Origin of the sequence: Longimicrobium sp. (genome assembly GCA_036377595.1) — a bacterium.
GTDB lineage: Bacteria > Gemmatimonadota > Gemmatimonadetes > Longimicrobiales > Longimicrobiaceae > Longimicrobium.
Window position 1 is genome coordinate 1 of the sequence record DASUYB010000105.1, and the last position, 12,358, is coordinate 12,358.

The 12,358-nt window shown below is 68.7% G+C and carries 14 protein-coding genes; 4 read left to right on the top strand and 10 right to left on the bottom strand.

Annotated features, from left to right (window positions below):
- The first annotated feature begins 453 nt into the window (after positions 1 to 453).
- Together lepB and VF092_17440 are read left to right on the top strand one after the other, a co-directional pair.
- Positions 454 to 1,269, top strand: coding sequence for a signal peptidase I (gene lepB, locus VF092_17435; protein HEX6749086.1), 816 nt, complete (start codon positions 454 to 456; stop codon positions 1,267 to 1,269).
- Position 1,270: 1 nt separating this feature from the next.
- A complete protein-coding gene (locus tag VF092_17440; GenBank protein ID HEX6749087.1) occupies positions 1,271 to 2,686 on the top strand; it encodes a cytochrome P450 in 1,416 nt (471 codons plus the stop codon).
- Here VF092_17440 and VF092_17445 read toward each other — a convergent pair.
- The 6 genes from VF092_17445 to VF092_17470 form a co-directional block, all read right to left on the bottom strand.
- Positions 2,650 to 3,393 carry a hypothetical protein gene (locus VF092_17445; protein HEX6749088.1) on the bottom strand — a complete coding sequence of 248 codons (744 nt, stop codon included), beginning with the start codon at positions 3,391 to 3,393 and terminating at the stop codon, positions 2,650 to 2,652. The two genes, VF092_17440 and VF092_17445, sit on opposite strands and share 37 nt — an antisense overlap.
- Before the next feature lie 152 nt (positions 3,394 to 3,545).
- Positions 3,546 to 3,728, bottom strand: a complete 183-nt coding sequence (locus tag VF092_17450) for a hypothetical protein (GenBank protein ID HEX6749089.1) — start codon at positions 3,726 to 3,728, stop codon at positions 3,546 to 3,548.
- Between the two features lie 94 nt (positions 3,729 to 3,822).
- The gene (locus VF092_17455) at positions 3,823 to 4,017 is read right to left on the bottom strand and encodes a hypothetical protein (protein HEX6749090.1); all 195 of its coding nucleotides are present in this window, start codon (positions 4,015 to 4,017) and stop codon (positions 3,823 to 3,825) included.
- Positions 4,010 to 4,492, bottom strand: coding sequence for a PIN domain-containing protein (locus tag VF092_17460; GenBank protein ID HEX6749091.1), 483 nt, complete (start codon positions 4,490 to 4,492; stop codon positions 4,010 to 4,012). The genes VF092_17455 and VF092_17460 overlap by 8 nt, the downstream gene beginning before the upstream one ends.
- 227 nt (positions 4,493 to 4,719) lie before the next feature.
- Positions 4,720 to 7,392 (bottom strand): hypothetical protein, encoded by a 2,673-nt coding sequence (locus tag VF092_17465; protein HEX6749092.1) that lies wholly within the window; start codon positions 7,390 to 7,392, stop codon positions 4,720 to 4,722.
- Positions 7,393 to 7,596: 204 nt separating this feature from the next.
- Positions 7,597 to 7,809 carry a hypothetical protein gene (locus tag VF092_17470; protein HEX6749093.1) on the bottom strand — a complete coding sequence of 71 codons (213 nt, stop codon included), beginning with the start codon at positions 7,807 to 7,809 and terminating at the stop codon, positions 7,597 to 7,599.
- 248 nt (positions 7,810 to 8,057) lie between these two features.
- On the opposite strand from VF092_17470, the gene VF092_17475 reads away from it, so the two are divergent.
- Positions 8,058 to 8,447 carry a hypothetical protein gene (locus VF092_17475; protein HEX6749094.1) on the top strand — a complete coding sequence of 130 codons (390 nt, stop codon included), beginning with the start codon at positions 8,058 to 8,060 and terminating at the stop codon, positions 8,445 to 8,447.
- Positions 8,448 to 8,469: 22 nt separating this feature from the next.
- Here VF092_17475 and VF092_17480 read toward each other — a convergent pair whose 3' ends face one another.
- A complete protein-coding gene (locus VF092_17480; GenBank protein HEX6749095.1) occupies positions 8,470 to 9,336 on the bottom strand; it encodes a VOC family protein in 867 nt (288 codons plus the stop codon).
- A gap of 154 nt (positions 9,337 to 9,490) precedes the next feature.
- Between VF092_17480 and VF092_17485 the strand changes: the two genes are divergently transcribed.
- The gene (locus VF092_17485) at positions 9,491 to 10,588 is read left to right on the top strand and encodes an AI-2E family transporter (GenBank protein HEX6749096.1); all 1,098 of its coding nucleotides are present in this window, start codon (positions 9,491 to 9,493) and stop codon (positions 10,586 to 10,588) included.
- 156 nt (positions 10,589 to 10,744) lie between these two features.
- Here VF092_17485 and VF092_17490 read toward each other — a convergent pair whose 3' ends face one another.
- The 3 genes from VF092_17490 to VF092_17500 form a co-directional block, all read right to left on the bottom strand.
- On the bottom strand, positions 10,745 to 11,170 hold the full coding sequence (locus VF092_17490; GenBank protein HEX6749097.1) for a PIN domain-containing protein: 426 nt from the start codon (positions 11,168 to 11,170) through the stop codon (positions 10,745 to 10,747).
- Positions 11,160 to 11,411 (bottom strand): hypothetical protein, encoded by a 252-nt coding sequence (locus VF092_17495; GenBank protein HEX6749098.1) that lies wholly within the window; start codon positions 11,409 to 11,411, stop codon positions 11,160 to 11,162. Before VF092_17495 ends, VF092_17490 begins: the two co-directional genes overlap by 11 nt.
- An 86-nt stretch (positions 11,412 to 11,497) precedes the next feature.
- The gene (locus VF092_17500) at positions 11,498 to 12,211 is read right to left on the bottom strand and encodes a hypothetical protein (GenBank protein ID HEX6749099.1); all 714 of its coding nucleotides are present in this window, start codon (positions 12,209 to 12,211) and stop codon (positions 11,498 to 11,500) included.
- Positions 12,212 to 12,358: the final 147 nt, after the last annotated feature.

Genomic DNA, 12,358 nt, shown 5'->3' on the forward strand with positions numbered 1-12,358 from the left:
CGAGCAGGCATCCGACCTGCCGAAGGGGCACCGCTACCGCAAGCGAACCCCCGCAATGGCCATCGGGCTGAGCGGCCACGTCTGGACCTGGGAGGAATTCCTGACTCGGAGAATTCATCACTGATGAGTAGAGTCACTACCTATAGATCCTTCGGCCTGCAAACGCTTGCGCAGACGCTGATTACGGTCTGACCGGCCTCAGGATGACGTCAGCGGGCGATCAATCAAGATTCCCGGATTTCGGTCGGCCTCAGGACGAGCCAGCGCGGGGGATAATGATCAGCGTCCGATCCTGCATATCTTGCCCCTATCTCCCTGCCACGGCGAAACTTTCGGCTTGGCGCGGCGTACTGGACCGGGCCGGCGGCTTGTGCGCACCTGCCGTCCGGCGGATATTCGTTCGGCCCCGCCCCACCCTCCCGGCGGGCCGCATCCACCGCATGCGTGAGCACAGTGTCGACCTCTCAGACCCGGGCCGCGGCGCGCTCCAAGGCCACCGCCAAGGACAAGCCGGACGCGAAGAAGAAGAACGAGGCGCTCGAGTGGGCCAAGTCCATCGGCGCCGCCATCGTGCTCTTCCTGGTCATCCGCACCTTCCTGATCCAGGCGTACTCCATCCCCTCCAACAGCATGGAGCAGACGCTGCTGGTGGGTGACTACCTGATGGCCAACAACGCCGTCTTCGGCGCGCACATTCCGTTCACCGGGTGGCGCGTTCCGGGCTTCCGCGACCCGCGCCACGGCGAGATCGTCGTCTTCCGCCCCACCTACAACCACCCCGAGGAAGACGTGGTCAAGCGGGTGATCGGCATCCCCGGCGACACCCTGCAGGGGCGCGACGGCGCGGTCTATCGCAACGGCAGGAAGCTCGACGAGCCGTACGTGCAGCGCTCCGGCACCCCCGACGCCGAGATCGGCTTCGATGGGCGCGTGGGCGTGCCGCCCGAGGTCATCCCCGAGCGCTACGGCTACCACAACCATCTCCCGGCGCTCGTCTCCTCCGTCGACAAGCCCGGCTATCACCCCACGCGCGACAACTGGGGCCCCGTCGTCGTCCCCCCGAACAGCTACTGGGTGATGGGCGACAACCGCGACGAGTCGCTGGACTCGCGCTTCATGGGCTTCATCCCGCGCCAGGTGATCCGCGGCAAGCCGCTGTTCATCTACTTCAGCGTCGACCCCGAGAAGGATTCGCCCTTCCCGCACTTCCTGACGGCGGCGCGGTGGGGCCGCATCGGCTCGGCGATCCACGCCTGCTGCTCGCGGTAGCATGACGGGGAGCGGGAGCGCGCCGCGCGCGGGATCCGGCGCCGCGCTCCTGCTTCCCGAGCCGCCGGGCCCGCCCACGCGCGGCCTCCCCTTCGCGCACCTCGCGCGCTTCCGCCGCGATCCCCTCGCCTTCCTCGAGAGCGTCCACCGCCGCTACGGTGACGTGGCGCGCTTCCGCTTCGGCCCGCGCCGGCTCTATCTCCTGGCGCACCCCGACCTGGTCCGCGACGTCCTGGTCACCCAGCACCGCAACTTCATCAAGAGCAAGGCGCTGCAGCGCGCCCGCGTGGTACTCGGCGAAGGGCTGCTGACCAGCGAGGGCGAGCATCACCTGCGGCAGCGGCGTCTGGCGCAGCCCGCCTTCCACCGCGAGCGCATCGCCGCGCTGGGCGAGACGATGGTGGGCTACGCCGCGCGGATGGCGGAGGGCTGGATCTCCGGACGGGAGATGGAGGTGACGCGGGAGATGAACCGGCTGACGCTGGCCATCGCCGGGAAGACGCTCTTCGGCGCGGACGTGGAGGCCGAGGCGGACGAGATCGGCGGCGCGCTGACCACGGCGCTGGAGGCGTTCAAGCGGTTGACCAATCCCCTCGGCCCCCTCCTCGACCGCCTGCCGCTCCCCACCACCATCCGGGTGAAGCGGGCCGCGGCGCGGCTCGACGCCACCATCTTCCGCATGATCGACGAGCGGCGCCGCGGCGGCGAGGACCGCGGCGACCTGCTGTCCATGCTCCTGGCCGCGCGCGACGAGGAGGGCGACGGCGGAGGGATGACGGACACGCAGCTCCGCGACGAGGCGCTGACCCTCTTCCTCGCCGGCCACGAAACCACGGCGAACGCGCTCGCCTGGACCTGGCACCTCCTCGCGCTCCATCCCGGCGCCGAGACGCGCCTCCACGCGGAGCTGGACAGCGTCCTCGCCGGCCGGGATCCGAGTGTGGAGGATCTGCCGCGGCTGCCGTACACGCGCGCCATGCTGGCCGAGTCGATGCGGCTCTACCCGCCCGCGTGGACCATCGGGCGCGAGCCGCTGGAGGCGTTCGAGGCAGGGGGATACCGCATCCGCGCGGGCTCGGTGGTGCTGGTGAGCCCGTGGATCACGCACCGCGACCCGCGCTGGTGGGCGGAGCCGGAGCGCTTCGATCCGGGGAGATGGACGCCGGAGATGGAGGCCGAGCGGGCGCGCTTCGCCTACTTCCCGTTCGGCGGCGGCCCGCGCAAGTGCATCGGCGAGGGGTTCGCGTGGACGGAGGGGATCCTGGTGCTGGCGACCGTCGCCCGGCGCTGGCGCCTGCGCCACGCGCCGGACGCGGAGGTCGGCCGCCAGCCGCTCATCACCCTCCGCCCCACGGGGCTGCGGATGATCGCGGAGCCGCGTCAGCCGTCCGCCGCTTCATCCTCCCGCTCGCCGTAGTCGATCGACGACTGCAGCACCTCGGGGCGCCGGCCGCTGAACAGCGCGCCGAGCTGCTCCCACCCGCCGCGCCGCCGCACCAGCACCACGGCGACGTCCACGTCGTCGTCCCACACCCCGTCCACGTAGAGGAAGTGCACGTCGCCGAGCCGGTCCGGCAACGGCACGCCGATCTCCTCGCCGTCGATTGTGACGGTGATCCGGCCGCCGCGCTCGAACTCGTCGCGGCCGATCTCGCGCTCCACGAACAGGTCGCCGTCGACCTCCCACGCATGGTCGGAGACGGGCTCGCCTGCGCGGTAGAAGAACGGCTCGAAGTCGCGGCCGTCGCGGCGCTTCAGGTTCTCGTCCTCGGCCCAGTCCAGCTCCTCCAGCGCGTCCTCGCCCGCCGCCGATTCGCGGTGGTGGCGGATCTCGTGGGTGATGGTCTCCCACAGCTCCGCCTCCCAGTCGAAGTCCGGGTCGATCCTGGCCAGCTCGCGGAACGAACCGTGGTACAGGTGCACGCCCGAGCGGATCTCGTCGGGCCGGGCGCCGCCGGGGTCGTACTCGCCGGTGGCGCACTCGCCCAGCGTCCACACGTCGCGCATGGTGGGGTGCGGCACCGCCCGCCGCTCGACCGCGACGTACTCCACCCCGTGCCGCAGCTCCGCCGGGATCGCATCGAAGATCTCCCGCGCCCGCCGCTCGAACCGCTTGAAGTCCATCGCCGATCACCGGGTGAAATCAAGGCGGTGAAGCACACCGCCACCCCGTAACCATCGCGGGCCAAGGGCGAAAACGTCAACGACCGCTCCGGGTCCGGAGCGGTCGTCAAGCCGCTTGAATGGATGAGGTTGGGGCCCCACGCCTCTCCTACTTACGAGCGCAAGGTGGCTCCCGACGCGTCCGGCGGGGGCACCAGTCGATCCGCGAACTGCTTCTGGTACTCCATGTAGTGCTCCACGAGCCGCTTGGGATCGTTGCCGTGCCGCGCGGCGATCTGGCGGCGGATCCGCCGGATCTCATCCACCACGGGATCGGAGCAGTCGGTCGCCTTCATGGGACCCTCGCCAGCATTTTTCAGGAGTGGCAGAGTCGGCACCTGCGTGCACCAAGGTGCTGTGAATGCAGCTGCTCGAAGGGCGACAATCCTCTCAAGCAGCAGGATTCTTCCGCTTCCGATCGAGTTCTTCCTTCGTGATGACCAGGTCGCGTAGCTCCGGAGAGTTCTGCAGCTCCAGCAGGTAGGCATAGTACTTATCGCGGTCGTGTCCGAACTCCTCCGCGATTCGGCGGCGGATTTCCCAGATCTCCTTCAGCGGAGCATCGGGATCGTTTTCGTCAATCATCGCGTCCTCCCATCAGCGCTCGCGGGGTCACGATCGTCGGGACTGCCAAGCCCAGCTTTGTGTTCACACGCCGGACGTGTTGAAATTTGTTCGCGTTCGCGAGGTGTCGGTAGTCCCACGTAACCAGGTAGTCGCATGCGTAGTACGATGCGAACGCGAGGTGAAGCGCATCGCCGTCGCGGACAGCGGGCATGAGCTTCTGCGCGATGTAGGTGTCTTCGATCCCCCTGAGTCGCGGTACGAGGGGAAGGAGCCGGATTTGCCGAAGAAACTGAATCCAATCACCCTGACGATGATCGGGCCCGCGGAAAATCTCTCCCCACACGGTCACGCTCGTTACGAGCTCGTATCGAGCGGGCGCGATGTCCCACCAGGCTCGCGTCCAATGGCGCTGCGCGACGATTTCCGGCGCCTGCCGCTCATCGAAGTAGAAGCTCGGGATTGTGGTCTCGACATAGACGCGAGGTCTGCTCATCCAAAGAATCTACTTGCACCACCAGCAGAAATCAACATTGTTTACGATGGCGAAATGGGGATGGAACGTAGACTTCTCACTTGTAGATAAACAGAGAAGTCAGCACGGTTTGGTGAATTACGCAGGTGAGGGGAGTCGCGTCGCGCTGGTGTCACCGATGGCGAAAAACGGGCGGGGTAGCGCGCAGCACCCCGCCCGTTCGTTTCGATCCCCCGCCGGCCGACGCCCTACCGCGTCTCCAGCCCAGGCAGGATGTCGACGTGCACCTTCTGCGTCTCCTTCACGCTGCCGTAGGTGAGGGTGACGGTGTAGTCGCCGGTGCGGACGAAGCGCTGGCCCTCGCCACCGTACTCGGTCAGCAGGTCCTTACTCTGCTTCAGGTCCCAGTTGATGCGGTTCAGCCCCGGCACTCCCGGCGCGGTGATGTTGGCCACCGTCGCGCCCGCCGCGTCGGTCACGCTGATCTTCACCTCGTCGCCCGTCAGCCGGCGGATGTAGTAGGTGATCAGCGCGCCGGCAGGTGGGTTGGCGCCGCGGAACACCCCGTTGCCTCCGCTGTCCGCCCATCCCGGGAACGGCTCGAACCCCGTGGCCGGGCGGATGGGGAAGAGCACCGCGTCCTTCCCCCGCGCCGTGTCGCCCAGCATCTCCAGCGCGCGGATGTCGTCGATCACGTACAGCGAGCGGCCGTGCGTGGCGGCCACCAAGTCCAGGTCGCGCGGGTGGATGAGGATGTCGTCCACCGCCACCGTCGGCAGGTCGCCGATCCTCCGCCACGTCCGCCCGCGGTCGAGCGAGGCGAAGAGCCCGAACTCCGTCCCCGCGAAGAGCAGGCTGGGGTTGTTGACGTCCTCGCGCAGCACCTTCACCGGGCCGTCGGGCGGGAGGTTGCCGGCCACGCTCTCCCACGTCCGCCCCCCGTCCGCCGTACGGTACGCCAGCGGCGCGAACTTCCCGCTGCGGTGCGCATCGACCGCCAGATAGGCGACCCGTGCGTCGAAGTGGCCCGGCTCCACGCGGCTGATCCACTCGCCGCGCACCGCCGCGGGAAGGTTGCGGGTGAGGTCGGTCCAGTGCGCGCCCTCGTCCTCCGTCATCCACAGCCTGCCGTCGTCCGTCCCCGCCCACAGCAGGCCGCGGCGAAGCGGGCTCTCGGCGAGCGTGTAGACCACGCCGTAGCTCTCCGCGCCGCTGCCGGTGGTCTGGATGCGCTCGAGGATCTGCGCGGAGAGATCGGGCGAGATCGCGCGCCAGGTCTCGCCGTTGTCCGTCAGCCGGAAGACGCGGTTGCCGGCCAGGTAGGCGACGCCGGGCGTGTGGCGGCTGGGGATCAGCGGCGAGTTCCAGTGGAAGCGGAAGCCCGTCTGCCCCTCGGCCGGCTCGGGACGCAGCCCCTTCACCGCGCCGCTGCGCAGGTCGAAGCGGTGCACGTAGCCCTGCTGCGATTCGGCGAAGACGACGTTGGGGTTCTGCGCGTCGAAGAAGCAGTAGAAGCCGTCGCCGCCCTGGATGTTGATCCAGTCGGCGTTGGCGATCCCCTCCTTGCTGCGCGTCTGGCTGGGGCCTACCCAGTTCAGGTTGTCCTGCAGCCCCCCGCAGATCCGGTACGGCCGCGAGGAGTCTGCCTGGATGCGGTAGAACTCGCCCGCCGCGAAGCGGTTCATGAAGTCCCACCCCTCGCCCTTCTTGTAGCTCTGGTAGATGCCGCCGTCGGTGCCCAGCAGCAGGCGATTGGTGTTGCGGGGATCGATCGCCAGCGCGTGGTTGTCGGCGTGCACGTTCTTGAACAGGTCCTCGCGCCAGGTGCGGCCGCCGTCGTCGGAGACGTGCAGCATGAACCCGAGCACGTACACGCGCCTGTCGTTCTCCGGGTCCACGCGGATCTGCGAGAAGTAGAAGGGACGGGGATTCAGGTTGCTCATCCGCGTCCAGTGCTCGCCGCCGTCGTCCGAGCGGAAGACGCCGCCGCTCTTGCTGTGCACGTCGTCGATGTTGCTCGTCCCCGAGGCGTCGCTCTGGACGACGGCGTAGAGGATGCGCGGGTCCTTGGCGTAGACCGAGAGCCCGATCCGCCCCGTTCCCGTCGGAAGTCCCGCGGTCAGCTTGCGCCACGTCTGGCCACCGTCGGTGGACTTGAAGATGCCGCCCAGGTCACGCCCGTCGGTGGCGTCCGGGCCCGCGGCGAACGACCACGGCGTGCGCCGCCGCGCGTAAAGCGCCGCGTACAGCACGTTCGGGTTCTTTGGGTCGACGGCGATGTCGCCGCAGCCGACGCGGTCCTGGTACGGCGCGGGCGCGGAGAGCGTCTTGCGCCACGTCGCGCCCGCATCCGTCGTGCGGTAGCACCCGCGCTCGCCCGGCGTCCACACGTCACCCGTGGCGGCGACCCACGCGGTGCGGGGATCGGTGGGGTGGACGACCACGCGGTTGATCATCCGCGTCGGCGCGAGGCCCACGCTGCGCCAGGTCGCGCCCGCATCGGTGGAGCGGTAGACGCCGGCGCCCCAGCTCACGCTGTTGCGGTCGTTGGCCTCACCGGTGCCGACCCAGATCACCTTGGGGTCGGAGGGGGAGACGGCGATGTCGCCGATGGCGGCCACGCGCTCGTGCTCGAAGATCGCCGACCAGGTGGCGCCGTTGTCGGTGGTCTTCATGATCCCGCCCGTGCCGAGCCCCACGTAGAAGGTGAAGGGATCGCTCGGATCGAGCTCCACGTCCGACACGCGACCGCCCATCACCGCCGGGCCGATGCTGCGGGCGCGCAGCGCGGGCACCAGCAGCGTGGAATCGAACGGCGCGCGGAACGGCGGCAGCCCACGTGGCTCGCCCCGCTGCTGCGCGGCCGCGGGGGACGTGAGGAGCGCTGCGGCGGCGAGCGGGACGAAAATCCTCCGGTTCATGAGACGGGACTCGGCTGGTTGGAGGGATCGCCGGAGATCGCGGGGTGGTGGGAGCCGCGACGGGGGGTGCCTACGATAAAGCGCAATTCGTGGGGAATCAATTCGCGGGGAATGTGCGTGAGTGCGGAAGTGCATGAGTGCGCGGGATCGTCGCGCTGATGCTGATCCCGCGCGGCGATCCAGCGCACTTCCGCACTTACGCACTCACGCACTTCCGCCGTCGTCTCTCGCCGCCTCGATCTCCCTCAGCAGCTCGTCGTCCGGCAGCGACTCCTCCCAGCCGCCAGGAAGCCGCAGCTCCACCGACTTCGCGCCACCGCTGGGCGTGCAAACCACGCGAAATCGCTCGCCCGCGCCGTCGGCTTTCGCCGCCTCGCCGCCGTTGCCGTCCGGCGAGAGGCCGGCGTAGGCTTCCACGCAGCTCCAGCGAACTCCTTGCTGATCCGTCACTTCGCGCACCACTCGCATCTCCCGTGAAAAGGGTCGATCGGTCGCGCGGGCCATGCGAGATGCAGGCCGGACGAACGGGACGCGGCACGTTATCCGCGAAAATCAACAAGTAGACACTTGCAGGCGCGTGTTCCGGCTCATAAGCTACCCAGTGTATTTATCTTGGCGGTTCACATGGTAAACGCCACCGGGCGTTTACGGACGGGCGGGCCTGAATGGGCGCGCCCGGCCGCGGCATACCTTCGGACGAGGTCCTCCGCACCGCGCTGCAGCGCGCGTGGGAGCAGGACGAGACCTCGCTGTACACGCTGGAGCGCGACATCGGCCGCTCTCCGGCGGGGCTGCTGAAGTTCCTCAACGGCGCCGCCCCGCGCCCCGCCACCCGCAAGAAGCTCCTCGATTGGTACGTCACCCAGCCGCCGGTGGAAGACGAGCCGGAGCTGGCGCTGGCCAGGCCGCTCTTCGCGCGCCTCGTCCCCGGGCTGCCGGACGAGGACTGCGAGAAGCTGATGCGCGCGCTGGCCACCCGCGCGGTCGACCTCTACCGCCGCCGCAACACCCCTGCCCCGCGCTGGATCGGCGAGCTCGCCGAGACGTCCGAATAGGCTCCGCTCTCGAAATCTCCCTTTATCGATCCGCAGGCTGGAGGAGCTCCAGCCAGATGCCGTGCGCCCGCTCCGGCCGGACGCGCAGCCATTCCCCGCGCGAATCGCGGCCGCTCATGGCCGCATCGGCGGGGAGATGGAGGGCCTGCCGCGCCGCAGCCAGGTTCGCGACCTCCAGCGTCACCCCCGCCACCATACGCCGCCCGCGCGACGGGAGCAGGTAGACGCTCGTGCTCGCCAGCCGCACCTCGCGCGCTTCGCCGCCCGGCAGGACGGTGCGGGACGCGCACCCGCCGAGCCGCTCCAGCATCCGCTGCTCGCGCCGGGGATCGGGCGTGCGCAGCCAGACGGCGCGTAGGCGTGCGGCGGTGTTGGCGTGCGTCACCTGCTCGGGGAGGTCAATCGGGCGCGAGCGGTAGCGGATGAAGAAGAGGTAGCGCAGGGGATGGCCGGCCGGGAAGCCGACGCCGTCCGCGTACGAGCCGGGCTCCAGCCGCGCGCCGGGCTCGATCGCGTGGATGGCGCGGAGGACGCTGTCCGCCGCGCCGTCGAACGCGGCGAAGGCGCCGCCCTCGCCCTCGCGCAGGAAGTCGATATAGTAGCGGGCCAGGTTGTCGCGCGGCTCGGTGGCGGTGATCAGCTCCACCTCGGTGCCGTCGCGGAACTTGATGTGCTGGTTGAGGATGCTGTTGGGGTGCGGCCGCCCCGGCTTGAAGCTGAACCCCATCGCCGCGAAGTCGCGCGCGGCCGCGTCCAGGTCGCGCACCGCCACGGGGACGTGATCGACGCGCGCGATCGCCTGCGCCGGGTCGCAGCGCGCCTGCGCCGACGCGGACGAGGTAATGCAGACGAGCGCAGCGGTGGCGTAGATGGATCGAGCGCGGATCATCATCAGAGGGATCAAGATCGAGATAGGCCGCGAATGGAGGGAGATCTCATCACCTCCGATCTCCGCAAATCTGTTCATCCCCCGGCGCGAACGCTACCGTACCTCTGCCCTCGATGGACGCCCGCCGCAACCCGACCCGAGCCCCGCTTCCGACATGATCCCCCGCGTCATCACCATCCGCATCACCGGCCGCGCCGTGGCCATCCTTCTGGCGGCGCTGGGGCTGGTGTGGCTGGTCGTCGGCTTCAGCGAGATCCTGTTCATCCTCTTCCTGGCCATCCTCCTGGCCGTGGGCATCGACCCGCTGGTGGACCGGCTGGAGCGGTGGAAGCTACCCCGCTCGGTGGCCATCTTCGCCATCTACCTGGCGATCCTGGGCGTGCTGGTGTCCGCCGTGGCGCTGCTCGTCCCCGTGCTGGTGGAGGAGAGCAGCCAGCTGGCCGACAGCCTGCCCAGGATCGCGCAACAGGTGGGCGACCTGGCCGGGAACGAGCGCTTCAGCATCCCCGGCGTGGGCGAGATCTCCACCAGCGAGCTGGGGCGCAAGCTGGGCGGCGAGGTCGGGTCGATCGTCGCCGGCGTGCCGCGCATCCTGGTCGGGGTGGGAAAGGCGGTCACCGGCGTGCTGGTGAGCTCGCTGTTGGTGCTGGTGGTGGGCTTCTTCCTGAGCGCCGACGCCAACTTCGCCCCGCGCTTCCTCGCGCGCTTCTTCCCTCCGCGCTCGCGGCCGACGGTGCAGGAACTGGCGCGCGAGATCAGCGGGCGGCTGGGGCACTGGGTGCGCGCGCAGCTGCTGGTGGGCGCGTTCTTCGGCGTCTTCTTCGGGGTGGGATTGGCGCTGCTCGGCGTGCCCTTCGCGCTGTCGCTGGGCGTGGCGGGCGCGGTGCTCGAGCTGATCCCCTATGTCGGCGGGGCGACGGTAACGGCGATCGCCATGCTGGTGGCGGTCACGATCTCGCCGTGGCGCGCGCTGGCCGTGCTGGTGCTGGAGATCATCGTCGCCAACGTGGAGAGCCACGTGCTGTATCCCAAGGTGGTGGGCGACGCGGTGGGTCTGCACCCGCTCACCATCATCCTGGCGCTGTTCATCGGCGCCGAGGCCAAGGGGATCATCGGCGCGCTGGTGGCGGTGCCGGTGGCGGTGGTGCTGCAGGTGGTGTTCGACCGCTTCTACCGCTTCGAGGACACCGGTACGATCATCCTCCCTGAAACCACGCACGTCGAGCCCGAGCCAGCGCCGGCGGCGGAGTAAATCAGACGGCATCTGAACAACTTTATTTGACGCAGAGTCAGCAGGGTCAGCAGAGAGAACAACTGCAGCCAACTGCAGTTCTCTGCTGACCCTGCTGACATGTACATGGCCTGAGACGAGAATGGGCCGCTCGACGGGCCCATACAGTCACTCAAATCAGGTTTCCGGGGAGAAGAAACGGCTGAACCCACGAGCTTCCAAGCCTCTTCGGAGCACGCCATCTCCCGTCCACAGCCTGCCACCCAAAGCAAGCGTCAACGCGATGTGCGGAACGTCATCGGCATCAATTCCACCACAAAGCTCCGCCGCCCGCTCCCAATGTTCCACCGATATCAAATCCTCCTTGTAGATCTCGATGCGCCGCAGCATCCGATGATACATGCCCGCGACCTCATCCGGCGTAAGCTTGGATGACTTGAGGATCTTTTCCTTATGCTCGAACAACTCTACGAGCGCCGTTTCACCGATGACAAAGCGGCGCTCGGAGAGAAAGAACGTGTTGAGGATGCGGCCCGCTCTCCCGAGCAAGGTCGAGAAGAGGATGTTCGTGTCGACGACGACCGGCTCGTCGTCAGCGAGCACGCAACTTCTCCTCGACCATGGGGCGAAGACGCTTCCACACGGCTCGGTCGACCTCATCCGCGAGCTCGGCAATTTGCTCGTCGCTCAACGAGGCCTTCCGGCGTACGTTTTCGAGGTAGAGATAGTCGAGGAAATCGGAGACTTCCTCTGCGCTGATCGCATCCGAATCCATACGGATGACGATCTTGCCATCCTCTACGTTCACACTATACGGATTCCCGCTCACAGATACCGGCGCCACGAAATCCTCCTCTCGGCTGTCGACCCGGAATCTAACGGCATCCGGCACATTGCCCAATGCACGAGCATCCAACCGCCCGATCTCCCCTACTCCCCGAAGTTGCGGCGGAAGTCGTCGGTGACCTGGCGGAGGAGGCGGTCGACGGGGTCCCTGGCGCCGGGGAAAAAGACCCCGTCCGAGAGCGAGTTGAGCGCCGAGCGCACGTCGGCGAAGCGGTCGGAGACGCGCAGGAACAGGTCGCCCAGCCCGTGCCGCAGCGCCAGCTCGTCGGCCGCGGCGGTGCGGAAGCCGGTGGCGCCCATGGCGTCGAAGTACGAGATCGGCGGCGCCGCGCGGCGCTGCACCCGGTGCGTGATGTGGTCGGGGAACATCCCCGCCAGCCAGAGCGCGTAGTTGCCCAGGTGCACCCGCAGCAGGAACTCGCGCTCGCCGCGGGCGCGCTCGATGGCGGCCAGGATGTCGGCCAGGTAGGTGAACGGCTCCCCCTCGCCGCCGTCGACGCGGCCGGCGCGCCCCTGCATGCCGAACTCCAGCAGCACGGCGGCGGTGTAGTCGGCCAGCTGGCGGTCGTGCAGATCGCGCTGAAGCAGGGCATGCCGCACGAGCAGGTAGAACACCAGCGGCGCCGGCGCGCGGCTGATCCCGCCGCGGCGCAGCACCTCGCGGAGCACGCCCACGTCGTCCAGCAGCGCGTCCAGCCCCTCCTCGCGCAGCCGCTCTTCGCCCCCCGGCCCGACCACCGCCAGCAGGAGCTCGGCCTCGCGCCTGCCGAAGCTCGCCCGAACGTTGGGTTTGATCATCGCCTCCCTCCTGGGTGGGACGTGTGTCGCCCTTCCTTGGAATATACCCGTCGCCGCGCGCCGGGTGTTCCCCCCGGATTCGCGGCCCGCCGTCTTCGTGGATTTGCAGGACGAATGCCGGTGACCGGCGCGGCATCCTACGTCTAC

Bases quoted from the DNA above. Each gene is read 5' to 3' on its own strand.
- VF092_17440 (HEX6749087.1), top strand. From the start codon at position 1,271: ATGACGGGGAGCGGGAGCGCGCCGCGCGCGGGATCCGGCGCCGCGCTC.
- VF092_17445 (HEX6749088.1), bottom strand. From the start codon at position 3,393: ATGGACTTCAAGCGGTTCGAGCGGCGGGCGCGGGAGATCTTCGATGCG.
- VF092_17450 (HEX6749089.1), bottom strand. From the start codon at position 3,728: ATGAAGGCGACCGACTGCTCCGATCCCGTGGTGGATGAGATCCGGCGG.
- VF092_17455 (HEX6749090.1), bottom strand. From the start codon at position 4,017: ATGATTGACGAAAACGATCCCGATGCTCCGCTGAAGGAGATCTGGGAA.
- VF092_17460 (HEX6749091.1), bottom strand. From the start codon at position 4,492: ATGAGCAGACCTCGCGTCTATGTCGAGACCACAATCCCGAGCTTCTAC.
- VF092_17465 (HEX6749092.1), bottom strand. From the start codon at position 7,392: ATGAACCGGAGGATTTTCGTCCCGCTCGCCGCCGCAGCGCTCCTCACG.
- VF092_17475 (HEX6749094.1), top strand. From the start codon at position 8,058: ATGGGCGCGCCCGGCCGCGGCATACCTTCGGACGAGGTCCTCCGCACC.
- VF092_17480 (HEX6749095.1), bottom strand. From the start codon at position 9,336: ATGATCCGCGCTCGATCCATCTACGCCACCGCTGCGCTCGTCTGCATT.
- VF092_17485 (HEX6749096.1), top strand. From the start codon at position 9,491: ATGATCCCCCGCGTCATCACCATCCGCATCACCGGCCGCGCCGTGGCC.
- VF092_17500 (HEX6749099.1), bottom strand. From the start codon at position 12,211: ATGATCAAACCCAACGTTCGGGCGAGCTTCGGCAGGCGCGAGGCCGAG.